The following is a 23497-nucleotide window of genomic DNA, read 5'->3' on the forward strand; positions in this document are numbered from 1 at the left end:
TCAATGCGCCGCGTTCTCGCTCTCGCTTTGGTCGTCGGAACGGCCGCCGTCGCGGCGCTGCCTGCGTCCGCCCAGACGCAGCGCGGCACCGAAGTCGCGCAGGCGTCGCGCCAGCGCATCATCGTCACGCCGGGACGCACCACGCCCGGCCCGAACGCCAAACGCGAATGCCGCGCCCGCCTCGTCGAACAGTATCGCCCGAGCGGCACGGTGATCGTGCCCGTCATGCATTGCTGGTGGCAGTAACGAGTGCTTCTATAGTCCGCATGTAGCGAAGCGAAATACGGAAAGCAGATCCCGGATTGCGCTCCGCTCCATCCAGGCTACGAGAAAAACAAAAATGCCGCCTAAATCTCACTCCGCCAACTGAAAGAGCGCGAAGCGGTCGAGCTCTTCCTCGATCCGCCGCTTCAACTCCTTGCGCGGTGCAGTCTTCGGCCCGAGCCAGGTCCATTTCTGCATCAGCAATTTGCGCTGCTTGCGGTCGGTCTTGAGATCGAGTGCGGCAACGATCTTGTCGTCGACCAGCACCGGCAGCGCGAAATAGCCGAGCTTGCGTTTCTCCTTCGGCACATAGGCCTCGAAGCGGTGGTCGTAGCCGAAGAACAGATTGGTTCGCTTGCGCTGGATGATTAGCGGATCGAACGGCGACAGGATGTGCACCAGCCCAGACTCGCCTTCACGCTTGCCTTCAAGCGTCGCAGGCGCCGCCCAATGCTCCTGCTTTCCGGCACCGTCGAGCGCCACCGGCACCAGTTTGCCGCGCCGCATGTGCGCTTCGATCAGCTTGCGCATGGCAGGCTTGGCGGACGCATAGAGATGGCAAATTGAATCGAGACTGACGATGCCCTGCGAGCGTAGGGCGCGGTCGAGCAGGTAGGCCATAGTCTCGGTTGCTGTCGCCGCCTTCGGCAATTTGTCCCAGCCAAAATGCCGCAGCAGCAGATCATAGGTCTTGAGCATGCCGGTGCGCGCGGACACCGTCAGCCGGCCTTCATAGAAGCCGAGTTGCAGCGCCCGCTTGGACGGCTTGCGGCTCGCCCATTCGTGATCCTTCTCGCGCAACACATCGTCGTCGATGTCGCGGATCGACAGCGGCCCCTTTCTGATCAGCCGCATGACTTTGCGGGTGTCTTCCGGCTTCACGGATTCGAACCAGGCGCCGCGCTCGCGCCGATGACGTTTCATATCCGGTACGAAGAAGCCGATATCGCGCGTTGGCACATAGGCCAGGGCATGCGTCCAGTACTCGAACACGCTCTTGTCGATGCTTTGCGCGGTGCGCAGGTCATCACGCCGGTAGGCGGGGATGCGCGAAAACAGAATGTGGTGATGGCTGCGCTCGATGACGTTGATGGTGTCGATCTGCACATAGCCGAGCTGCGCAACCGCTTCGGCGACGGCGGCGGGTCCTCCGCCAAATGGTGCGCGCACATCCAGCCGCTGCGCCCGCAGCCAGACGCGGCGGGCGAGGGTGTTGCTGACGGTGATGGGTGTTGCTGACTTCTTCATCGATCGCGAGGATAACAAAAAGGTCTGCAAAATTTGAGGGCCTTTGACTTTCAGTCGTGGATGGCCGGGTCAAGCCCGGCGCAATTCGACCCGTGAATGCCAGGCGCGGCTGGTCGGGCAGTATCGGCCGAGCGGTTGCGCTTCGCTCCAGGTGGGCTACGGCCTACGAGAAAAACAAAAACGCCGCCCGATGAGGGCGGCGTTTTCAGTTTCAGTGTTTGATTGCGCTCAGCGCCACTCGCGCACGTCGACGAAGTGGCCCGCGATAGCAGCGGCCGCGGCCATCGCCGGCGAGACAAGGTGCGTGCGGCCCTTGTAGCCCTGACGGCCTTCGAAGTTGCGGTTCGAGGTCGAGGCGCAGCGCTCGCCCGGCGCCAGCTTGTCCGGGTTCATGGCGAGGCACATCGAGCAGCCCGGCTCGCGCCAGTCGAAGCCCGCTTCCTTGAAGATCTTGTCGAGGCCTTCGGCTTCCGCCTGCAGCTTCACCAGACCCGAGCCCGGCACGATCATGGCCGAGACATTGGCGTTGACCTTCTTGCCCTGCGCGATGCGCGCGACATCGCGCAAATCCTCGATGCGGCCATTGGTGCAGGAGCCGATGAAAACGCGGTCGAGCTTGATGTCGGTGATTTTCTCGCCGCCCTTGAGGCCCATGTAGCCAAGCGAACGTTCGGCCGCGACGCGCTTCTTCTCGTCGGCGATTTCCGACGGTACCGGCACCGTGCCGGCGATCGAGACGACCTGCTCGGGGCTGGTGCCCCAGGTCACGATCGGTGGCAGCTTGGCGGCGTCGAGCCTGATCTCCCAGTCGAAATGCGCGTTGTCGTCCGAGCGCAAGGTTTCCCAGTAGCGCATGGCCTGATCCCAGGCTTCGCCCTTCGGCGCCATGGGCCGGCCTTTCAGATAGTCGAACACCTTCTGGTCCGGCGCGATGAAGCCGGCCTTGGCGCCGCCTTCGACCGACATGTTGCAGATGGTCATGCGGCCTTCGATCGAGATGTCGTCGATCGCTTCGCCGGCATATTCCAGCGCATAGCCGGTGCCGCCGGCGGTGCCGATCTCGCCGATGATGGCGAGGATGATGTCTTTCGCCGTCACGCCCGGCGGCAGCTTGCCGTCGACGATGGCGCGCATGTTCTTCGACTTGCGCTGCAGCAGCGTCTGCGTCGCCAGCACATGCTCGACTTCCGACGTGCCGATGCCGTAAGCGAGCGCGCCGAAAGCGCCGTGCGTCGCGGTGTGGCTGTCGCCGCACACAATGGTCGTGCCGGGCAGCGTGAAGCCCTGCTCGGGGCCGATGATGTGAACGACGCCCTGACGCTTGTCGAATTCATTGAAGTAGGTGATGCCGAAGTCCTTGGCGTTCTGCGCCAGCGCGGCGATCTGCTCGGCGCTTTCCGGATCGGGATTGGGCTTGGAGCGGTCCGAGGTCGGCACGTTGTGATCGACCACGGCGAGCGTCTTCTCCGGCGCGTGGACCGGGCGGCCGGCGGTGCGCAGACCTTCGAAGGCCTGCGGGCTGGTCACTTCGTGAACCAGATGACGGTCGATATAGAGCAGCGCGGTGCCGTCTTCCTGGACATCGACGACGTGGTCGTCCCAGATCTTGTCATACAGGGTGCGCGGTTGCATGGCGGTGTACCTTTTCTGAAAGGAGCGGTTCTCGGGCTTTCGATGGCAGCAGATGCGCGCCAAAGCGCGCCGCGCCGATCAAAGGCCGGCTTGGACGGCAGCGGTCAGCCGACCGAAGAACCGCCAGGGCAGGCGGGTGTGGTCGGCGAGAATGATGCGCTGAGCCTTTAGAACCATGACAGGTTATATAGCGGCTCGGCGGGGCGGCGACAACGCGCCTCGGCAGGCTGAGAGCCATGCGCGTTTCTCCCGGTCCCGACGCCGGCGGCGGGCCGCCAAAAGAAAAAGGGCCGCACAAGGCGACCCTTTTCCGGCTATCCCCGAACAGCCGTCAATCTTACGAGGCCGCAGCTTCCGAGCCAGTGTTGCCGGTCGCTTCGACGATGCGGGCCTTCTTGCCGCGCAGCGCGCGCAGGTAATAGAGCTTGGCGCGGCGTACTTTGCCGCGGCGCACAACCTTGAGCGAGTCGATCGCCGGCGCGTAAAGCGGGAACACGCGCTCGACACCTTCGCCGTACGAAATCTTGCGCACGGTGAAGCTCTCGTGCAGGCCGCGGCCCGAACGCGCGATGCAGACGCCTTCGTAGGCCTGCACGCGGGTCTTGTCGCCTTCGGTCACCTTGACGTTGACCTGCAGGGTGTCGCCCGGGGCGAATTCCGGAATGGTCTTGTTGGCGGAAAGCTTCTCGAGCTGCTCTTTCTCGAGTTCCTGGATGATGTTCATGGCTCAAATCTCCGTCGGCAGCGCCAGCAACCGGCGCGCGGTTCAAGGCTCAAACTGAATGGGTTGCCGGGCTTTTAGACGAAAGAAATGGCGTTGTCATCACCCTATCCGTCATTCCGGGGCGCGGCCGGAAGGCCGTGAACCCGGAATCCATACCCCCGGCGCTGCGGACTACGGATTCCGGGCCTGCCCCTTGGGGCCGTCCCGGAATGACACCAATTAGGGCTTCTTGCGCGCCAGAAAGGCCGCCCAGAGGTCCGGGCGGCGCTCCCGGGTCAGCCGCTCGGCCTCGGCACGGCGCCAGGCGGCGACCTTGGCGTGGTCGCCGGAGGTCAGGATGTCCGGGATCGGCCGGCCCTCGAACACTGCCGGCCGGGTGTACTGGGGGTACTCCAGGAGGCCGTCGGAGAAGCTTTCCTCCACCCCGGAGGCTTCCTTGCCCATGACGCCCGGGATCAGCCGTACGCAGGCGTCCAGCAGGGTCAGGGCGGCCATCTCGCCGCCGGACAGCACGAAATCGCCGAGGCAGACCTCCTCCAGGCCGCGGGCCTCGATCAGGCGCTCATCGACCCCCTCGAAGCGGCCGCACAGGATCACCGCGCCAGGGCCGGCCGCCAGTTCGCGGACACGGGCTTGGGTCAGGGGCTTGCCGCGCGCGCTCATGAGCAGGCGCGGGCGCAAAGAACCTTCATTGTCGGCCGAAACGGCGTCCAAAGCGCGGGCCAGCACATCTGCCTTCATCACCATGCCGGGGCCGCCGCCAGCCGGTGTGTCATCGACGGTGCCGTGCTTGTCGGTGGCGTGGTCGCGGATTTGTCTGGCTTCCAGCGACCACAGGCCATTCGCCAGGCCCTTGCCGGCGAGGCTGATGCCGAGCGGCCCGGGAAACATCTCCGGATAGAGCGTAAGGACAGTGGCGCGCCACATGGTCATCACTCAATGATCGTCGGCAGCACGATCACGACCTTGCCGCCCTTGATGTCTACTTCGGGGACCACCGCATTGCTGAACGGCAGGAGCAGCGGCTCGCCACCTTGTGTCGTCGCGATTTCGATCAGGTCGCCGGCGCCGAAATTGTAGAGCGCCGTCACCTTGCCGAGCGCGACGCCTTCGGGCGACACGGCGGCAAGGCCGATGAGATCGGCGTGATAATAAGTGCCGTCTTCGTCGATCGCGGGCAGGCGCTCGCGCGGCACATAGAGATCGGTGTTGGTGAGCTTTTCGGCTGCGGTGCGGTCAGGCACGCCCGAGAGACGGGCGACGAAGTGATCCTTCGCCGCGCGCATCGTCTCGATGTCGAAGGTGCGCTTGCCGTCCAGCGTCTCGAACGGGCCGTAATCGGCGATCGCCGCCGGGTCCTCGGTGAAGGACCACAGCTTCACCTCGCCGCGCACGCCATGCGCCGCGCCAATGCGCGCGACGCATACGCGTCCGGACTTGTCGCTTTTCTCGGACCTCATGGTGAGGAGCGGCGCGCAGCGCCGCGTCTCGAACCATGAGCGGAGGAACTTCGGCGGGTCCGCGCCAGAAGCCCAAGCCTTGCGAAATCGCCGGCCATCAACGCTTCTTTCTTCGCCCGCGACCAGCCTTTGATCTGTCGTTCGGCTGCTATCGCGTTAGTAATCCGATCGAAGTATTCGCTATAGGCCAATACAACGGGTGTTCGCGTTTGGGTGTAGCCCGCGAAATGCCCGGCTTGCTGTTCTGCCACGCGGCGTTCGAGATCCGCTCGCGTCGTGCCGGTGTAGTAGCTGCCGTCGCTGCACCGAAGAATGTAGAGCCACGCACCCATTGGGCCTCGTCCTTCGAGACGGCCGGCTAACGCCGGCCTCCTCAGGACGAGGGTAACACAATGGCGAGCGATTGACCTCAGGCCGCCGGGGCCTTGGCGGCTTCTTCGGCCTTGGCCTTGCGTTCCTTGCGCGGCACGGCCTTTTCCGGATTGTTGCGCGGCGCGCGCTTGGCGACACCGGCCTTGTCGAGGAAGCGCATTACGCGGTCGGACGGCTGCGCGCCCTTCTTCATCCACTCCTTGACCTTGTCGAGGTCGAGCTTGAGGCGCTCTTCCTTGTCCTTCGGCAGCAGCGGATTGAAATAGCCAAGACGTTCGATGAAGCGGCCGTCGCGCGGCGAACGCGAGTCGGCGAGGACGATGTGATAGAACGGGCGCTTCTTGGTGCCGGCGCGGGCCATGCGGATAACGAGCATTTTCGGTTTTCCTTTCAGGTATCTCGATCGTTGATGTGTTGAAGTCGGTTATTTCTTTTTCCCGAAGCCCGGCAATCCGCCGGGGCCGGGGAATTTCCCGCCGAGACCGGGAAGGCCCGGCATGTTCGGCGGCAATTTCGGCATTGTCGGTGGCAAACCTCCGCCACCTGGCAAGCCCGGGGGCAACTGGCCGCCCGGCATGTTCTTGGCGATCTCGGCAAGTTGCTCCGGCGACGGCGCGGCGCCGCCGCCAAGGCCGAGCATCTGGCCGAGGCCGGCCATCGGGCCGCGCTTGTTGCCTTTGCCCATGGCCTTCATCATGTCGGCCATGCCGCGGTGCATTTTCAGCAGCTTGTTGATCTGCTCCGGCGAGGTGCCCGAGCCCGCGGCGATGCGCTTCTTGCGGCTGTTCTTGAGCAAATCCGGATTGCGCCGCTCCTGCGGCGTCATCGATTCGATGATCGCGACCTGGCGCTTGAGCAACTTGTCGTCCATGCCGGCGGCGGCGATCTGGCTCTTCATCTTGGCGATGCCGGGCATCATGCCCATCAGGCCGCCGAGGCCGCCCATCGACATCATCTGCTGAAGCTGGTCGCGCATGTCGTTGAGGTCGAACTGACCCTTGCGCATTTTCTCGGCGGTGCGCGCCGCCTTTTCGGCGTCGATATTCGCCGCGGCTTTTTCAACGAGCGAGACGATGTCGCCCATGCCGAGAATGCGGCCGGCGATGCGCGCGGGATCGAACTCCTCCAGCGCATCCATCTTTTCGCCGGTGCCGATCAGCTTGATCGGCTTCTGCGTCACCGCGCGCATGGAGAGTGCGGCGCCGCCGCGGCCGTCGCCGTCGACGCGGGTCAGCACGATGCCGGTGAGGCCGACGCGCTCGTTGAACGACCGCGCGAGATTGACGGCGTCCTGGCCGGTCAGCGAGTCGGCAACGAGCAGTACTTCATGCGGATTGGCCGAGCGCTTCACCTCGGCCGCCTCGTTCATCATCTCGTCGTCGAGCGTGGTGCGGCCGGCGGTATCGAGCAGCACGACGTCGTAGCCGCCGAGACGGCCGGCATCGAGCGCGCGCCGGGCAATCTGTGGCGGCTGCTGGCCGGCGACCACGGGCAACGTGTCGATGCCGGTTTCGCGGCCGAGTACGGCCAATTGCTCCATCGCGGCCGGACGGCGCACGTCGAGCGAGGCCATCAGAACTTTTTTCTTCTGACGCTCGGTGAGGCGCTTCGCCAGCTTGGCGGTGGTCGTGGTTTTGCCCGAGCCCTGCAGGCCGACCATCATGATCGCGACCGGCGGCGCGGCGTGCAGATCGATGGCATTACCAGAATTTTGCGCGTCGCCGCCCAGCGTGGCGACCAGTTGGTCGTGGACGATCTTGACGACCATCTGGCCGGGCGTGACGGATTTTACGACCGTGGCGCCGATCGCCTGCTTGCGCACATTGTCGACGAACTCGCGCGCGACATCGAGCGCCACGTCGGCCTCGAGCAGCGCCCGGCGCACCTCACGCATCGCGGCGTCGACGTCGGCTTCCGACAGCGCGCCACGGCGGGTGAGGCGGTCGAGAATGCCGCCAAGTTTTTCCGACAGTGAGTCGAACATTGCTCAACCTCGTCCGGAGGAGCGTCGCGCGAGCGACGCGTCTCGAAGGGCGAGGTCCCTCCGTTGTGGCTCATCCTTCGAGACGCCCGCCTTCGGCGGGCTCCTCAGGATGAGGCCGAAAAAACAAAACGACGCCCGAGGGCGCATCGCGCTGTCGGGCGGTGGCCTCCGGCCTCACGGGACCGGGCGGCGGGTCGAAAAGTCAGTCTCTTAGCGAGAACGGCCGGAAACTAGGGACCGGAGGGGGGCAAGTCAAGGCAAGTCTGGGGCCTGCGGGGTCCCGAAGGCAGGCCGCGACTCCTCTTTAAGTCGTTGTTTCAATTAATAAAAATTAAGGCGCCAGTTCAAAGGTCACGGAAATGGCGGCGCGCAGCATCTGCTCGCCGGGCGCCACCGGCACGGCGGAGGCGCGCATGGCCTGCACCACCGGCCGCGGCGGGTTGGAGCCTTCCTCGGCGATCGACGTGACGGCGCCGAGTTTGACGCCCGCGGCCTTGGCGTAAAGCTCGGCCTTGCGGCGCGCATCGGCGACGGCGTCGTCGCGCGCCTGATCGAGCAATTTCGACTGTTCGGACACGACGAATTCGATGCCGGACATCTCGTTGGCGCCGGCGGCGATGGCGCGGTCGAGAATGCCGGGGAATTTGTCGATCTCGCGGATGCGGATGGCGATCTGGTTGGTGACCTGGAAGCCGAGCAGCCGGGCCGGGCCGGCCTTGCCCTGTTCGTATTGCGGCTGCAACGACAGGCGCGAGGTCTGCACGTCGCGGTCGGCGACGCCGGCCTCCTTGATGGCCGCCAGCACATTGGTCATCTGCCGGGCATTGGCCTCGCTCGCTTCCCGCGCATTCTTGCCCTGGCTGGTGACGCCGAGGCGGATATTGGCGTTGTCGGGCGCGACGGCGACGGTGGCCTCGCCGGTGACAGTGATCGTGCGATCGGCGGCGCGGGCCGCCATCGGCGCCAGCAGCGGCACCATCATGGCGCCAGCGGCGATCGCGAGGCTCAGGGGAAGGCGGAACAGCGGTTTCATTATTTCACCGGCACGTAGACATTGATGATCAGAGAATTCGGATCGCTCTTGGCCGGATCCGATGTGAATTCCTCGATGAACAGATCCTGCGCTTCGAGGTTACGGTCATCGAGGTAGTTGGTGATCGCCTCATAGGTCGTGTCCATCGAATCGTAGGAGCCGCGATGGACGAATTTCAGCGCCTTGCCGGCCGGCGCCTTGCCCGAGGCGATATCGCCCTTCGGCGGATTGGCGAGCGGCTGCGCGATGATGACGCCGGCCTGGAACGAGAAGCCGGTGTCGTCGGTCTCGGTATAGATCGTGAGATACGGCCCGGCCGGCTTGATGTTCTGCTTGGTGAGGTAATCGTTCAGCGATTTGAAGGCGTCGATCAGCGTGTCGAAGGCCGTGTCCCAGTTGGTGTGGCCCTTGATGTAAACAAAGTTGCGGTCTGGAAGCTGCACCTCCTCGCCGAAGGCGTCGCCCGGCTGGGCCGGCAGCGGCGCGTGCGGCTTGATATCCGGCATCGGCGCCGCCGGGGTCGGTCCGGACTTGGGCGCGGAGGTGCCTTGCGCCAGCGCAAGTGGGCCCGTTGCTAGCCAGACTGCCGCTACCAGGGCAAGGCGCAGGCTCCGCGCTCCAGACATCGTGCGGTCTCCGTCCTTGTCGGCGATTCGCTTTGACAAAGCGATCCTATCACGGCCCCTAGCCAATGGGGCGATCTTTGGCCATATAAACCGGGCGAAACCCGGGCAGGGCCCCGGGTTTTCCAAAACCGCTGGCGGATCATGGGCGCACTTTCCAACAAGGCCTTCGTGAAGATGAACGGCATCGGCAACGAGATCGTCGTTGTCGATCTGCGCGCCGACACGCCGCGTGCCGCGCCCATCGCCGCGGATGAGGCGCGTGCTGCCGCGTCGCCTGCGGGTGCACCTTATGACCAATTAATGGCGCTCTATCCGCCGCGCACGCCCGGTACCGACGCCTTCATCCGCATCTACAACAATGACGGCTCCGAAGCCGGTGCCTGCGGCAATGGCATGCGCTGTGTCGCCACGCTTGTCTCGGATGCGAATGGCAAGTCCAAGCTGGTCTTCGAAACCGGTGCCGGCATTCTCAATGCCTGGAAGAACGACAACGGCCAGTTCACCATCGACATGGGCAAGCCGCGCTTTGCCTGGAACGAGATTCCGCTGGCCGAGGAATTCCGCGACACGCGGATCATCGAACTGCAGATCGGTCCGATTGATGCGCCGATCCTGCATTCGCCGTCGGTCGTCAACATGGGTAATCCGCACGCGATCTTCTGGGTCGACGATCCCTACGCCTACGATCTTGGGAAGTTTGGGCCGCTGCTGGAGAACCATCCGATCTTTCCCGACCGCGCCAATATCACGCTGGCGCATATCGTCGATCGCGAGCACATCGTCATGCGTACCTGGGAGCGCGGCGCCGGCCTGACACGCGCCTGCGGCTCGGCCGCCTGCGCCACCGCGGTGGCGGCGGCGCGTCTCAAGCGCACCGAGCGCAAGGTGCATATGACCTTGCCGGGCGGCGAGCTTGTCATCGAATGGCGCACCAGCGACGATCATGTGCTGATGACCGGGCCGGTGGCATTCGAATTCGAGGGCAGATTCGATCCGAAGCTGTTCGAGAAGGCGTCGTGAGCGTCGACGTCCTTACCTTCGGTTGCCGGCTGAACATCGCCGAATCCGAAGTCATCAGGCGCGAGGCCGCAGCCGCCGGTGTCACCGACGCCGTTGTATTCAACACCTGCGCCGTGACATCGGAAGCGGTACGTCAGGCGCGGCAGAGCATCCGCCGCGTCAGACGCGAGAAGCCCGACGCAAAGATCATCGTCACCGGTTGCGCGGCGCAAGCTGATGCCGCGCCGTTTGCTGCCATGCCCGAAGTCTATCGTGTGCTTGGCAACGAGGAAAAGTTGAGTGCCGATGCCTGGCGCGGCAATTCGCGTGTGGCGGTCGGCGATATCATGGTGGCGCAAGGCATCAAGGCGCATGGTGTCGATCACATCGACGGCCACACCCGTGCTTTCGTGCAGGTGCAGAATGGCTGCGATCATCGCTGCACTTTCTGCATCATCCCGTTCGGGCGCGGCAATTCGCGCTCGCTGTCCATCAATGATGCGATCGCCCAGGCGCGGCGGCTCGTCGCCAACGGCTATCGCGAGATCGTGCTGACCGGCGTCGACATCACCAGCTATCGCGATGGTGAACTCAAGCTCGGCGCGCTGGTAAAGCGGCTGCTGCGCGACGTGCCGGAGATTGCCCGGTTGCGCCTCTCTTCGATTGATTCGGTTGAGGCCGACGCCGATCTGCTCGATGCGCTCGCCAATGAACGGCGGCTGATGCCGCATCTGCATCTGTCGCTGCAGGCCGGCGACGACATGATCCTCAAGCGCATGAAGCGCCGGCACTTGCGCGCCGATGCCATCGCGTTCTGTAACGAGGTGCGCCGGCTGCGGCCCGATGTCGTGTTCGGCGCCGACGTCATCGCCGGTTTCCCGACCGAGAGCGAAGAGATGTTTCAGCGTTCGCTCGATCTGGTCGAGGAGTGCGGCCTGACGCAGCTTCATGTATTTCCGTTCTCGCCGCGGCCCGGCACGCCGGCAGCGCGCATGCCTCAACTCGACCGCACGCTGATCAAGGAACGCGCGCAGCGTCTGCGCAACAAAGGCGAAGCGGCCTTGCGCACGCATCTCGATGCGCAGGTCGGTGCCACGCATCGCGTACTGACCGAGCGTGGCGGCATCGGCCGCACCGAGCAGTTCACCGCTATGCGCCTCAATGCGCCGCTCGCGCCGGGGCTGTTCCTCGATCTCACCGTCGCCGGCCATGACGGCCGGCAATTGCTGGCGGCGTGATGATGAAACGGGTGGCGGTCGCTGCATGGATGGTGGCCGCTGCCGCAGGCGGCGCGATGGGGCAGGCCGCGCCGCCTTATGTCGGGCAATGGGCAGTCGAAGGCCCGGACGCCTGTCGCGACGGCAGCAATGACGATCTCAAGGCCAGCTTCAGCACCAGGCAATTGGAGTATTACGCCAGCACCTGTCGCGTGGTGTCGTCACGCCGGCTATCCCGCTCCGGCAATGCTGCGCATCGGCTCAAGCTGACTTGCGAGGGCGAGGGCATTCTGATCGTGCTCGACAAGACTGAACAGCGGCCGGATTTGCTGATGCATATCGACGCGGCGAGCTGGGAAACTTTGAGCTATCAGCGCTGCGCCGGCTGATCGTGTCCGCCGGGTGTACGGGCCGGCAATTTGCCGACGGCTTTCGGAGCGAAGAACAATGAGCGCGACTGAACATCTCATCACGACCATCGAACAACTCGAGGCCATTTACGGAAAGCCCCACGGCGCTTCCGTCGTCAAGGAAATCGACAGGATCGCTCCAGCCTATCGCAGGATGATTGAAGTCTCGCCTTTCGTGGCCATCGCCACTGGCGGCGAACTGGGGTTCGATTGTTCGCCCAAAGGCGACGCGCCGGGCTTTGTCCGCATTCTTGACGACAAGACCTTGGCGATCCCCGACCGTCCCGGCAACAACCGGATCGACGGGTACCGCAACATCATCCGTAATTCGCATGTCGCGTTGCTTTTCATGATCCCAGGGGTCGGCGAGACCTTGCGCGTCAATGGACGGGCTTCAATTTCGATTGAGCCGGACTTGATGCAGGGCTTCGCCGTCGACGGCAAGCTGCCGCGCAGCGTCATGGTCGTTCATGTCGATACGGTTTTCTTCCATTGCTCGCGCGCCATCGTGCGCTCGAAACTGTGGGATGAGGCGAGCAAGGTGGATCGCAAGAGCCTGCCGTCAACCGGCAGCATGATTGCAGAAGTGAGCGCCGGACAACACGGCGGCGAAGCCTATGACCTCGCGCTGCCCGCGCGCGTCAAGGCGTCTCTGTACTGAGCAAAAACACCTTTGAACTATTCCGCTTGCGCGGCCGGTGCCTCTGGCGTTCCGCCTTCGCGGGAAGGAACGAATTTGGCCGCGGTTTCGCCGCTCCAGCCGCACGCCGCCAGCAGCTCGCGCATATGCTCCGGCACCGGCGCTTCGACGGTGACCGCCGGCTTGTTCTTCGAGATCGGTACGGTGATGGCGCGCGAATGCAGATGCAGCGGCGTGCCGCCGGTGCGCGGCGCTGTGCCGTATATGGGGTCGCCGACAATCGGAAAGCCCATCTCGGCGGAATGCACGCGCAGTTGATGCGTGCGGCCGGTCAGCGGCTCCAGCGCCAGCCAGGTCATCGCGACACCGTCCTTGCCTTGGCCGCGCCCCATCACCTTCCACGTCGATGACGCCGGCTTGCCGGCCGCGTCGGGCTTCATCCACCAGCCCCGGCCTTTGTCGATTTCGGACAGCGCCATGTCGATACGGCCTTCGTCTTCGGCCGGGCCGCCTTCGACCACGGCCCAGTAGGTCTTGCCGACCTTGCCCTGTTTGAACAGCTTGCCGAGCAGGGCGAGCGCCTTGCGATGGCGCCCCAGCACCAGGCAGCCCGAGGTATCCTTATCGAGGCGGTGCGCCAGCGCCGGATCGCGCGGCAGGCCGAAACGCAGCACGCCGAAATAGTCTTCGAGGCTGTTGCCGCCCTTCGGCCCACGATGCACGGACAGGCCGGCCGGTTTGTCGACAACCAGCATCATGCCGTCGCGGTAGAGCAGGCGGGCGAGCATCTCGTCAGGGGACATAATTTCTTACCAATGGCCGCCGAAACGGGTATCAGGGGCGCGGCTCCCTGGGAACTGGCAATGAACGAGACGACGGAAAAGCAGAGCTGGTGGAAGCGCCTGAGCGGCGGGCTCAAGCGCACGTCGGCGTCGCTGGGAACCGCGATCGGCGATCTCGTCACCAAGCGCAAGCTCGATGCCGCCACGCTCGACGATCTGGAGAATGAGCTGATCCGTGCCGATCTCGGCATCGGCTTTGCGGCGCGCATTACCGAGACGCTCGGCGGCGGTCGCTATGAGAAAGGCATTGCTCCGGAGGAACTGCGTGCGCTGCTCGCCGGCGAGATCGAAAAGGTCATGGCGCCGGTGGCGAAGCCGATCGAGGTCACGGTGCAGCCTTTCGTGATCCTCGTCTCCGGGGTCAACGGCTCCGGCAAGACCACCACCATCGGCAAGATGTCCGCGCGCTTCCGCGCCCAGGGCAAGAAGGTGATGCTGGTCGCGGCCGACACGTTCCGCGCCGCCGCCATCGATCAATTGAAGATCTGGGCCGAGCGCACCGGCGCCAGCGTGATGGCCCGCACGCCCGGCTCCGATCCGGCGAGCCTCGCCTTCGAAGCCGTGACGGCCGCGAAGGCCGACGGCACCGACGTCGTGCTCATCGACACCGCGGGGCGTCTGCAGAATCGCGCCGAGCTGATGAGCGAACTGGAAAAGATCGTGCGCGTGATCCGCAAGGTCGAGCCCGCCGCACCGCATGCCGTGCTGCTGGTGCTCGACGCCACCGTCGGGCAAAACGCATTGAGTCAGGTCGAAATCTTCGGCAAGACCGCGGGCGTCACCGGCCTTGTGATGACCAAGCTCGACGGCACTGCGCGCGGCGGCATCCTTGTGGCGATCGCCGAGAAGTTCAAGCTGCCCGTGCATTTCATCGGTGTCGGCGAAGGTGTCGATGATCTAAGTGAATTCACTGCGCGCGATTTTGCCCGTGCGGTGGTGGGGATCGAGGATTGACAGAATCCTCATGGTGAGGAGCGCCCATTGGCAGGCGCAGCCTGCGTAAACTTGGCTGCGATGGGCTCGCGAACCATGAGGCTCATTCTTCGAGAATCGCTCCTTTGGAGCGCTCCTCGGGATGAGGGTTTAACGACAAGCGCTTGGAACGAAAAGATGGCCGACAAGAAACAACTCAACCCCATGCTCAAGCTGGCGCTCGATATCGGGCCGCTGATCCTGTTCTTCTTCATGAACTCGCGGCTTGGCATTTACTATGCCACCGGCAGCTTCATGGTCGCGGTGCTGATCGCGCTTGTCGTGTCCTATGTGCTGACCAGGCATATCGCGGTGATGCCGGTCGTCACGGCCGTGGTGGTATTGGTGTTCGGCGGGCTGACCTTGGTGCTGCACGACGATGTGTTCATCAAGCTCAAGCCGACCATCATCTATCTGCTGTTCGCCGGCGCCTTGCTGTTCGGCATCGTTTTCAACAAGCCGTTGCTCAACATGGTCTTCGACTCGGTGTTCCACATTACCGACGAAGGCTGGCGCAAGCTGACCTGGCGCTGGATGCTGTTCTTCGTCTTTCTTGCTGTGCTCAACGAGGCGGTGTGGCGCACGCAGACGACGGACTTCTGGGTCAATTTCAAGCTGTTCGGCTTCGTGCCGCTGACGCTGCTGTTCGGCATTGCGCAGGTGCCGCTGCTGAACAAATACGCCGCGCCGGAACGCAAGCCGTAACGCCGGCTCAGGCGGTCACGGCGGCGCGGTCGCGCAAATAGGGTTTGCGGAAGGCAAGAAAGCGCTTCTCGAGCAAGGTGTAGGACATCGCCGCCACCGGCAGGAAGGCGATGAAGGCCAGTGTCGCGATGAGCCAGGCGACATAGAAGTCGTCGGCGCTGCCGCTGCGGCCCCAGAATGTGTGGCGCAGGGCGACAATCGGGAAGAAGTGCAGCAAATAGATCGAGTACGACCACTCGCCGATTCGCGTCAGTACGCGATCGAGGGCGGCGGGAATGCGGAAGGTCGCGCCGTCATACCAGGCGATCAAGGCGCCGAAGGTGATGGCCTCGATCGTCGGGATGACAATCCAGATCGGATGCGGTGAGGGCGCGCCGGTGCGGTTATGGAAGCCGCCCATGGCGTCGAATTGCGTCCAGATGATCAGGAACGACAGCATCGAGATCGCGGCGATGGCGTTGAGCGCCGGCCGGCGCAAGGTGCCGGATAGGGTCGCAAACGCGAAGATCATGCCGAACACGAACTGGTCGATACGGCCGAAGATGGTCCAGTACGCGATGTGCTGCGCTTCGCCGAAGGTGATCCACCAGTTGATGCACAGCGCCAGTGCGCCGGCGACCACCAGCATCAGCGCGCCGGGGCCCTGGCGGCGCGTCAGCAACAGCAGCAGTGGAAACATGAGGTAGAAGTGCAGCTCGATCGCGACCGACCAGGCGCCATAGGGCCAGGTCGGCAGCAGGAAGCCGTAGACGAGATCGCTTGTCGGGATCGGCTTGCCGGTCAGCTGGCCGATGACGGTCCAGGCGGTGAGGCACACGATCAGCAGTGGCGCCAGCCGCATCGCGCGGTTCCACAGGAAGCGCGGAAAGTCGATGTCGTGCGGGCCGACCAGCTTGGCGAACAGATAGCCGGACAACGTCATGAACAAGGCGACGCCGGTGTGGCCCTCGTCGAACAGCGCCAGCGGGAAGATCGGCTGACTGGCATAGGGCACCGGAAATTCCGGCGTCATGTGCAGGAAATGCCAGACGAAGACCAGATAGGCGGCGAGGGCGCGCAAGTGGTCGAGCCGGGAGAAGTGCTGGCCGCTGGTCGAGCGCAAAAGGTTAATCCTTCCTGCCCACGGGACTGGCGTGGCGCAGGGGTATCACCGCCGGCTCTAACGTTTGGTTACGGCGCAGCGTGAATGGCGCTGCGGTTACGGCTGCTGCAGCGCTTTCTCGATCTGCGGTTTCAGCACGGCCTCGATATTCTGCGGCGTGATCGGTCCGACCAGCTTGTAGGCGATGCGGCCGTCGCGGCCGATCAGGAAGGTTTCCGGCACGCCATAGACGCCCCAGTCGATCGAGGCGCGGCCCTTCTCGTCCACGCCGACCGCGGTGAAGGGATTGCCGTAGCGGTTGAGGAAGCGCCGCGCATTGTCGGCGACGTCCTTGTAGTTGATGCCGACAATGTTGAAGCGCTTGTCCTTGGCGAGCGCGTCGAGCAGCGGCGCCTCGTCGTGGCACGGCACGCACCACGACGCCCAGACATTCACCAAAGTCACGTGGCCCTTGAGCATGTCGTCTTTGAGACCCGGCACCGGCTTGCCGTTGATGGCCAGCGCCTCGAGCGGCGGCAGGTCGGTCGGCGGCACTTGTTTGCCGATCAGCGCCGATGGCAGCTTCGACGGATCGCCGGCGATCAGCCCGAAATAGAACAGGGCCGCGATGGCGGCGAAAATGATCAGCGGCAGCGCCAGCACCAGGCTGCGCCGGCGCGGCGTGGTCTCAGTCGTGTGTTCGGCGGGGCTCATGCCTGATCCTCGCGTTGCGAGCGACGCTTGATGCCGCGGCTTTCCAGATCGCCGAGAATGCGCCGTTGCACGGCGTAGTCGCGCGCGATCCACCCGATCAGCCCGACGATCACGATCGCCGTCGCGATGTAAGCGACGAGGATGAAACCGGCATGAGGTCCGAGAGTCGCCATCACGCGCTTTTTCCTTTGCGCATGACCTTGTCGGACAATCGCTTCACACTTTCCCGGGTCATGCGCTTGCCGCCTGCATCATGCGCATGCTGCGGACGCGGCGGCGCAGGATCTCGTTGCGCATCGCGGCTATATGCAGCGTGAAGAACAGCAGCGTGAAGGCCAGCGCCATCGTCAGCAGCGGCACCAGGATCGACGGATCGATGGCCGGGCCGTCCATGCGCACGACCGAGGCCGGCTGATGCAGTGTGTTCCACCAGTCGACCGAGAATTTGATGATCGGAATATTCACGGCGCCGACCAGCGCGAGAATGGCAGCCGCGCGTGAGGCGCGGTTCGGATCGTCGGCTGTCCAGTACAAGGCCAGCATGCCGAGATACAGAAGGAACAGCACCAGCACCGAGGTCAGCCGCGCGTCCCAAACCCAGTAGGTGCCCCACATCGGCCGGCCCCACAGCGAACCGGTCACCAGGCAGATGAAGGTGAAGGCCGCGCCGACCGGCGCCGCCGCTTTCACGGCGACATCGGCGAGCGGATGCCGCCACACCAGCGTGCCCAGCGCGGCAACCGTCATCAGGCCCCAGCCCATCATGGCGAGCCAGGCCGACGGCACATGCAGGAACATGATCTTGACGGTCGCGCCTTGTTGGTAGTCGTCCGGCGCATAGGCGACGCGGTAGAGCCCGTAGGCGAACACGGCCACGGTCACGAGCGCCAGCCACGGCAGCACGCGGTTTGCCAGGGCGAGGAAGCGGGTCGGATTGGCGAGGTCGATCAGGGCCATGGGCGGATATCTAGCCAGCGCGGGACGGGCGGGCAATGAGGTGGGTCAACGCTGCGGTCAGGTCTTCGTTACTCATCGTCACTCCTGCCCCTGTCGCAGCGCCGCAGCGGCCGCCAGCGGGCCGAGCACCAGCGTGGCCAAAGACAGCGCGCACAAAATGGTGAAAGGAGGCCCGAAGGGGGCCGGCCCGACGATGGCAGCATTGGCGGCGGCGACGCCGAAAATCAGCACCGGCACCGTGAGTGGCAGCACCAGGATCGCCATCAGCAGGCCGCCGCGCCGCAAGGTCACGGACAATGCCGCGCCAATGAGGCCGATGAAGGTGAGCGACGGCGTGCCGGCGAGCAAGGTCAGCGCCACATAGCCCATTGCGGTGAATTCGACATTGAGCATCAGGCCGAGCACCGGCGTGATGACGACCAGCGGCAAGGCGGTGGTCAGCCAGTGCGCGATGGCCTTGGCGGCGACAGTCAGCTCCAGCGGCAAGCCGCTCATGGTCAGAAGATCGAGCGAGCCGTCGTCGTGATCGGCGGCAAACAACCGGTCGAGCGCCAGCAGGGTCGAGAGCAACGCGCCGATCCACAGCACCGCCGGGCCGATCCGCGCCAGCAGATTGAGGTCGGGGCCGATGGCGAAGGGGATCATCGAGACGACGACAAAGTAGAACAGGGCGCCCATCAGCGCGCCGCCGCCCACGCGTACGGACAGCCGCATGTCGCGGAGGATGATGGCGGTGAAGGCGGTCATGCCGTCACCCCCATCTTCAGTTCGCGCGGGGCGTCTAACCCGATCGGGCCATGGGTCGCGGCGACGATCATGCCGCCGCCGGCCAGATGCTCGCGCATGAACTGGGCGAGGCGGCCCTGTGACGGCGCATCAAGGGCCGAGGTCGGCTCGTCGAGCAGCCACAGCGGCCGCTTTACGGCGAGCAGACGCGCGATCGATAGCCGCCGCTTCTGCCCGGCGGACAGATAGGCGGCCGGCAGGTCGGCGAGGCTGCCGAGCTCGACGGCATCGAGCGCGGCGTCGGTCGCAGCCTCGTCCGGCGCGCCGAGGAAGTTCGTCCAGAATGTCAGGTTCTCGCGGACCGTCAGCGAAGGCTTGGCCGCGTCGAGATGACCCAGGTAATGCGCCTGCTCGGGCAGGCTGGATTCCTCTATGCCGCCGGTCAGCTCGATCTTGCCCTCCGCCGCGCGCAGTAAGCCGGCGATCACCCGCAGCAGAGACGATTTGCCAGCGCCGTTGCGCCCGGTCACGACCAGGGCCTCGCCGGCCGATACCGTGAAATTCATGTCGGCGAAAACCCGCCGTCCGCCGCGCTCACAGGCCAGGCTCTCGCAGAGGAGCTGCATCCGGTCGCTGTTCATCGAACCTCGCGCGTGCGGTTGCTTGTGACGGTCCGGAACAACAGCCTCAGCAAAATTGCTACCTTCTTACTCTGGAATGATCCCAGCCATTATGGCATCTGGCGTGAAAAGACCTTATAAGCCAGCCGATACGGCGCTGCGCTATCGTAAAAGTGCGTAGCCGAGTTCAAGCTGGGTGAATACTTCTTTCAGGCCAATGGCTTAGTGCCAAGGGCGCCCCGTCCGGATCGTCGTCCCCTCGCCGGGAATGGAAACACAATCATGACCTCTCTCGACAGCTTCAAATGCGCCAAGACCCTCAAGGTCGGCAGCAAGACTTACGCCTATTACAGCCTCCCGGTGGCGGAGAAGAACGGCCTGAAAGGCATCTCGCGGCTGCCCTTCTCAATGAAGGTGCTGCTCGAGAATCTGCTGCGCAACGAGGACGGCACGACCGTCACCAAGGAAGACATCAAGGCCGTCGCCGAGTGGATGAAGACCAAGACATCCACGCATGAATTCGCCTTCCGCCCGGCGCGCGTGCTGATGCAGGACTTCACCGGCGTCCCCGCGGTGGTCGATCTCGCCGCCATGCGCGACGCCATGGTGAACTTCGGCGGCGACCCGAAGAAGATCAACCCGCTGATCCCCGTCGATCTCGTCATCGACCACTCGGTCAACGTCAACTTCTTCGGCGACAGCAAGGCCTTCAAGAAGAACGTCGATGAAGAGTATCGCCAGAATCAGGAGCGCTACACCTTCCTGAAGTGGGCGCAGCGTTCGTTCGACAATTTCCGCGTCGTGCCGCCCGGCACCGGCATCTGCCACCAGGTCAATCTCGAATATCTGTCGCGTGTCGTCTGGACCAAGAAAGACAAGGTTACGATCGGCAAGAAGACCGCCGAGATGAACGTCGCCTATCCGGACACGTTGGTCGGCACCGACTCGCATACCACCATGGTCAACGGCGTTGCCGTGCTCGGCTGGGGCGTTGGCGGCATCGAGGCGGAAGCAGCGATGCTCGGCCAGCCCTTGTCGATGACGCTGCCGGAAGTGATCGGCTTCAAGCTGGTCGGCAAGCTGAAAGAGGGCCTCACCGCTACCGACCTCGTGCTCACCGTGACGCAGATGCTGCGCAAGCGCGGCGTCGTCGGCAAGTTCGTCGAGTTCTTCGGCCCGGGCCTGCAGCATCTGCCGGTCGCCGATCGCGCGACGCTCGCCAACATGGCGCCGGAATATGGCGCGACCTGCGGCTACTCGCCGGTCGATGACGACGCCATCCAGTTCCTCAAGGACACCGGCCGTCCGGCCGACGTGGTCAAGCTCGCCGCCGCTTACGCCAAGGCGCAGGGCATGTATCGCACCGCGCGCACGCCGGATCCGGTGTTCACCGACATCCTCACGCTCGACCTTGCCACCGTGCAGCCGTCGCTGTCGGGCCCGAAGCGCCCGCAGGATCGCATTGCGCTGCCTGACGTCGTCGCCGGTTTCACCACGGCAATGGAGAAGGAATACAACAAGGCCGCCGAGCTGAAGAAGCGCGCGCCGGTCGAAGGCCGCAAGCATGATCTCGGTCATGGTGACGTCGTCATCGCCGCCATCACCTCCTGCACCAACACCTCGAACCCGAGCGTCATGATCGGCGCCGGTCTGCTCGCCCGCAAGGCGGCGGCTTTGGGCCTCAAGTCCAAGCCCTGGGTGAAGACGTCGCTGGCGCCGGGCTCGCAGGTCGTCGCCGAATATCTCGCCAAATCGGGGCTGCAGAAGGATCTCGACAAGGTCGGCTTCAACCTTGTCGGCTTCGGCTGCACCACCTGCATCGGCAATTCGGGCCCGCTGCCGGAAGAAATTTCCGAGTCGATCAACAAGAACGATCTGGTCTCGGCCGCGGTGCTCTCGGGTAACCGTAACTTCGAAGGCCGCGTTAATCCGGATGTGCGCGCCAACTATCTGGCGTCGCCGCCGCTGGTCGTTGCCTATGCGCTGGCGGGCTCGATGTATGTCGATCTCACCAAGGATCCGCTCGGCACGGACAAGAAGGGCAAGCCGATCTATCTCAAGGACATCTGGCCGACCAACAAGGAGATCGCCAAGTTCGTCTCCAAGTACGTGACGAAGAAGATCTTCTCGGCGAAATACGCCGACGTGTTCAAGGGCGATGCCAACTGGCGCAAGATCGCGGTCAAGGGCGGTCTCACGTATGGCTGGGACGATCGCTCGACCTATGTGCAGAACCCGCCTTACTTCGAAGGTATGCAGCGCAAGGAAGTGCCGATCGACGACATCGTCGGTGCGCGTGTGCTTGGCCTGTTCCTCGACTCCATCACTACCGACCACATTTCGCCGGCCGGTTCGATCAAGGAGTCGAGCCCGGCGGGCACCTATCTGCGCGATCATCAGGTGCGCCCGATCGACTTCAATCAGTACGGCACGCGGCGCGGCAATCATCAGGTGATGATGCGCGGCACTTTCGGCAACATTCGCATCAAGAACCAGATGGTGCCGGGCGTCGAAGGCGGCGTGACGGTTCACTATCCCGACAAGGAAAAGATGACGATTTACGACGCGGCCATGAAGTACAAGGCCGAGAAGGTTCCGCTCGTCGTCTTCGCCGGCAAGGAATACGGCACCGGCTCGTCGCGCGACTGGGCTGCCAAGGGTTCGGTGCTGCTCGGCATCCGCGCCGTGATCACGCAATCGTTTGAGCGCATCCATCGCTCGAACCTCGTCGGCATGGGCGTGATGCCGCTCAACTTCGAGGAAGGCACCTCGTGGCAGTCGCTCGGTCTCAAGGGCGACGAACTGGTCACGATCCGCGGCCTCGAGGGCGACCTCAAGCCCCGGCAGAAGCTCACCGCCGAGATCACGATGGCCGACGGCACCGTGAAGAAGGTGCCGCTGATCTGCCGCATCGATACCCTCGACGAACTGGAATACTTCCGCAGCGGCGGCATTCTGCAATACGTGCTGCGTCAGCTCGCCGCCTGACGCTTCGCCGGTTCCGGACCGGAGTCTCACCCGCCCTCACTGCGAAGTGAGTGGCGGGTGATTTACTTTTGTCCCTATATGATGCGCGTCGCGTCGACCGGGGAATGCCGCCGAAATGAGATTGAACCGCCTGACCTTTGCTGCCGCCTTTGCTGCGGCGCTGGCTGTCGTGAACCCCGCCGCCGGTGGGGAGCCGAAAGCCGTGGTCGAGCTGTTTACCAGCCAGGGCTGCTCCTCCTGTCCGCCGGCCGACCGGCTGCTTGGCAATCTGGCGCATGATCCTGCCGTGATCGCGCTTAGCCTGCCGGTCGATTACTGGGATTACCTCGGCTGGCAGGACACGCTGGCGCTGAAGGGCCACGGCAAGCGCCAGCGCGCCTATTCGATCGCGCGCGGCGATGGCGCTGTCTATACGCCGCAAGCCGTGGTGAACGGCGTCGCCCACGCACTTGGCAGCGACAAGGCAGCGATCGAGGACGCCGTTATCAAATCGCGCGCCGGCAAGCAGGCGCTGACACTGGCAGTCAAAGCTTCGATCGAGGACGGCAAGATCGTCGTGAATGTGCCGGGCATGGATGGCGAGCCGCTGATCGCCGATGTCTGGCTGTGCCCGGTGACCGACAAGATCGAGGTCACGATCCAGCGCGGCGAAAATCGCGGGCAGTCGCTCAACTATTACAACGTGGTGCGGCGCTGGGTGAAGCTCGGCACCTGGAGCGGCAAGGCCGAAACCTTCACCATTCCGATGGCCGACATTCCGAATGCGAATTTCACGCTGTCGGACATCAATCACTTCGTCGTGCTGGTGCAGAATAGCACCAACGGCAAGCCGGCGCTGATGGTGGGCGCCGCGACCGTGGCGATGAAGTAATTCCACAGCGTCAATGTTGGTTGGTCAGGCGCGTCCCGAGAGGCGCGCCTTTTTTCGTGGCGCGCACATTTCAACTCTACGCGACAAAAAAATAGGACCGGCGGTTAAGCCGGCCCTGAGGCATAGGGGATTGAATCGAACGCTACTCAACTTGAACTCAATCGGCCCGGTCCGAAGACCCCCGGGGGGCTGGGGGGCTGAGGAATCCGGAGGTCGAACCGGACCGGGCCTTGAGGCAACGATGCATTTATCCCAAGCGGTCATGTCCGGCGATTGACCGAAATTGGGCGTTATTGTGGGAGGTCCTGACGAGTTCGTGATGGCGCGAGCGGGCTTTTTGGGCTGTTTTTGGCAGGCTTTTTCCGATTGGCGCGCTTGGCCGAAAACTGAAAGGTGCGATGCTGCCATTGAA

At 64.1% G+C, this 23497-nt stretch carries 26 protein-coding genes; 9 read left to right on the forward strand and 17 right to left on the reverse strand.

Annotation, left to right across the window (positions count from 1 at the left end; all coding sequences use genetic code 11):
* Positions 1–3 precede the first annotated feature (3 nt).
* Positions 4–246 carry a hypothetical protein gene (locus DXH78_RS06200; protein ID WP_115516235.1) on the forward strand — a complete coding sequence of 81 codons (243 nt, stop codon included), beginning with the start codon at positions 4–6 and terminating at the stop codon, positions 244–246.
* Between the two features lie 108 nt (positions 247–354).
* Here DXH78_RS06200 and DXH78_RS06205 read toward each other — a convergent pair whose 3' ends face one another.
* The 10 genes from DXH78_RS06205 to DXH78_RS06250 all read right to left on the reverse strand — a co-directional run bounded on the left by DXH78_RS06205 (position 355) and on the right by DXH78_RS06250 (position 9343).
* On the reverse strand, positions 355–1512 hold the full coding sequence (locus DXH78_RS06205) for a winged helix-turn-helix domain-containing protein (RefSeq protein WP_115516236.1): 1158 nt from the start codon (positions 1510–1512) through the stop codon (positions 355–357).
* 228 nt (positions 1513–1740) lie between these two features.
* Positions 1741–3144 (reverse strand): 3-isopropylmalate dehydratase large subunit, encoded by a 1404-nt coding sequence (gene leuC / locus DXH78_RS06210; RefSeq protein ID WP_115516237.1) that lies wholly within the window; start codon positions 3142–3144, stop codon positions 1741–1743.
* Between the two features lie 337 nt (positions 3145–3481).
* On the reverse strand, positions 3482–3868 hold the full coding sequence (gene rplS, locus DXH78_RS06215; protein ID WP_115516238.1) for a 50S ribosomal protein L19: 387 nt from the start codon (positions 3866–3868) through the stop codon (positions 3482–3484).
* A gap of 219 nt (positions 3869–4087) precedes the next feature.
* The gene (gene trmD, locus DXH78_RS06220; protein ID WP_430727469.1) at positions 4088–4795 is read right to left on the reverse strand and encodes a tRNA (guanosine(37)-N1)-methyltransferase TrmD; all 708 of its coding nucleotides are present in this window, start codon (positions 4793–4795) and stop codon (positions 4088–4090) included.
* A 5-nt stretch (positions 4796–4800) separates the two neighbouring features.
* On the reverse strand, positions 4801–5328 hold the full coding sequence (gene rimM, locus DXH78_RS06225; protein WP_115516240.1) for a ribosome maturation factor RimM: 528 nt from the start codon (positions 5326–5328) through the stop codon (positions 4801–4803).
* The gene (locus tag DXH78_RS06230) at positions 5325–5660 is read right to left on the reverse strand and encodes a GIY-YIG nuclease family protein (protein ID WP_115516241.1); all 336 of its coding nucleotides are present in this window, start codon (positions 5658–5660) and stop codon (positions 5325–5327) included. Before DXH78_RS06230 ends, rimM begins: the two co-directional genes overlap by 4 nt.
* Before the next feature lie 77 nt (positions 5661–5737).
* A complete protein-coding gene (rpsP, locus tag DXH78_RS06235; protein WP_115516242.1) occupies positions 5738–6076 on the reverse strand; it encodes a 30S ribosomal protein S16 in 339 nt (112 codons plus the stop codon).
* A gap of 48 nt (positions 6077–6124) precedes the next feature.
* On the reverse strand, positions 6125–7684 hold the full coding sequence (ffh, locus tag DXH78_RS06240; RefSeq protein ID WP_115516243.1) for a signal recognition particle protein: 1560 nt from the start codon (positions 7682–7684) through the stop codon (positions 6125–6127).
* 331 nt (positions 7685–8015) lie between these two features.
* Positions 8016–8717: an SIMPL domain-containing protein gene (locus tag DXH78_RS06245; RefSeq protein ID WP_115516244.1), complete on the reverse strand. Its 702-nt coding sequence runs from the start codon at positions 8715–8717 to the stop codon at positions 8016–8018.
* Positions 8717–9343 (reverse strand): GyrI-like domain-containing protein, encoded by a 627-nt coding sequence (locus tag DXH78_RS06250; RefSeq protein ID WP_115516245.1) that lies wholly within the window; start codon positions 9341–9343, stop codon positions 8717–8719. Before DXH78_RS06250 ends, DXH78_RS06245 begins: the two co-directional genes overlap by 1 nt.
* Positions 9344–9484: 141 nt before the next feature.
* On the opposite strand from DXH78_RS06250, the gene dapF reads away from it, so the two are divergent.
* The 4 genes from dapF to DXH78_RS06270 are packed head-to-tail and all read left to right on the forward strand — an operon-like array spanning position 9485 to position 12630.
* Positions 9485–10363, forward strand: coding sequence for a diaminopimelate epimerase (gene dapF, locus DXH78_RS06255; protein WP_115516246.1), 879 nt, complete (start codon positions 9485–9487; stop codon positions 10361–10363).
* Positions 10360–11580 (forward strand): tRNA (N(6)-L-threonylcarbamoyladenosine(37)-C(2))-methylthiotransferase MtaB, encoded by a 1221-nt coding sequence (gene mtaB, locus DXH78_RS06260; RefSeq protein WP_115516247.1) that lies wholly within the window; start codon positions 10360–10362, stop codon positions 11578–11580. The genes dapF and mtaB overlap by 4 nt, the downstream gene beginning before the upstream one ends.
* Positions 11581–11591: 11 nt before the next feature.
* Entirely contained in the window at positions 11592–11948 is a 357-nt protein-coding gene (locus tag DXH78_RS06265; RefSeq protein WP_147292579.1) for a hypothetical protein, read from the forward strand.
* A 58-nt stretch (positions 11949–12006) separates the two neighbouring features.
* Positions 12007–12630, forward strand: a complete 624-nt coding sequence (locus DXH78_RS06270; protein ID WP_115516249.1) for a pyridoxamine 5'-phosphate oxidase family protein — start codon at positions 12007–12009, stop codon at positions 12628–12630.
* A 17-nt stretch (positions 12631–12647) separates the two neighbouring features.
* Here DXH78_RS06270 and DXH78_RS06275 read toward each other — a convergent pair whose 3' ends face one another.
* Positions 12648–13412, reverse strand: coding sequence for an RluA family pseudouridine synthase (locus DXH78_RS06275; RefSeq protein WP_210209514.1), 765 nt, complete (start codon positions 13410–13412; stop codon positions 12648–12650).
* A gap of 60 nt (positions 13413–13472) precedes the next feature.
* Here DXH78_RS06275 and ftsY point away from each other — a divergent pair, with 60 nt between their 5' ends.
* Together ftsY and DXH78_RS06285 are read left to right on the forward strand one after the other, a co-directional pair.
* Complete coding sequence (gene ftsY / locus DXH78_RS06280; protein ID WP_210209515.1) at positions 13473–14405, forward strand: signal recognition particle-docking protein FtsY; 933 nt, start codon at positions 13473–13475, stop codon at positions 14403–14405.
* Between the two features lie 156 nt (positions 14406–14561).
* On the forward strand, positions 14562–15128 hold the full coding sequence (locus tag DXH78_RS06285) for a septation protein A (protein ID WP_115516252.1): 567 nt from the start codon (positions 14562–14564) through the stop codon (positions 15126–15128).
* A gap of 7 nt (positions 15129–15135) precedes the next feature.
* Here the strand turns inward: DXH78_RS06285 and DXH78_RS06290 are convergent, their stop codons facing one another.
* From DXH78_RS06290 to ccmA, 6 genes are all read right to left on the reverse strand, one after another.
* Positions 15136–16230, reverse strand: coding sequence for an acyltransferase family protein (locus tag DXH78_RS06290; protein WP_168192720.1), 1095 nt, complete (start codon positions 16228–16230; stop codon positions 15136–15138).
* A gap of 96 nt (positions 16231–16326) precedes the next feature.
* On the reverse strand, positions 16327–16923 hold the full coding sequence (locus tag DXH78_RS06295) for a DsbE family thiol:disulfide interchange protein (RefSeq protein WP_115516254.1): 597 nt from the start codon (positions 16921–16923) through the stop codon (positions 16327–16329).
* Entirely contained in the window at positions 16920–17096 is a 177-nt protein-coding gene (gene ccmD / locus DXH78_RS06300) for a heme exporter protein CcmD (protein ID WP_347337759.1), read from the reverse strand. Before ccmD ends, DXH78_RS06295 begins: the two co-directional genes overlap by 4 nt.
* A 58-nt stretch (positions 17097–17154) precedes the next feature.
* Positions 17155–17880: a heme ABC transporter permease gene (locus tag DXH78_RS06305; protein WP_115516256.1), complete on the reverse strand. Its 726-nt coding sequence runs from the start codon at positions 17878–17880 to the stop codon at positions 17155–17157.
* A gap of 78 nt (positions 17881–17958) precedes the next feature.
* Positions 17959–18627: a heme exporter protein CcmB gene (ccmB, locus tag DXH78_RS06310; RefSeq protein ID WP_115516257.1), complete on the reverse strand. Its 669-nt coding sequence runs from the start codon at positions 18625–18627 to the stop codon at positions 17959–17961.
* Complete coding sequence (ccmA, locus tag DXH78_RS06315; protein ID WP_115517750.1) at positions 18624–19232, reverse strand: heme ABC exporter ATP-binding protein CcmA; 609 nt, start codon at positions 19230–19232, stop codon at positions 18624–18626. Before ccmA ends, ccmB begins: the two co-directional genes overlap by 4 nt.
* 276 nt (positions 19233–19508) lie before the next feature.
* Between ccmA and acnA the strand changes: the two genes are divergently transcribed.
* Both acnA and DXH78_RS06325 read left to right on the forward strand, forming a co-directional pair.
* A complete protein-coding gene (gene acnA, locus DXH78_RS06320) occupies positions 19509–22214 on the forward strand; it encodes an aconitate hydratase AcnA (protein ID WP_115516258.1) in 2706 nt (901 codons plus the stop codon).
* Positions 22215–22329: 115 nt separating this feature from the next.
* The gene (locus DXH78_RS06325; protein WP_115516259.1) at positions 22330–23085 is read left to right on the forward strand and encodes a DUF1223 domain-containing protein; all 756 of its coding nucleotides are present in this window, start codon (positions 22330–22332) and stop codon (positions 23083–23085) included.
* Positions 23086–23497 lie beyond the last annotated feature (412 nt).

The organism is Undibacter mobilis, from assembly GCF_003367195.1.
Taxonomy (GTDB): domain Bacteria; phylum Pseudomonadota; class Alphaproteobacteria; order Rhizobiales; family Xanthobacteraceae; genus Pseudolabrys; species Pseudolabrys mobilis.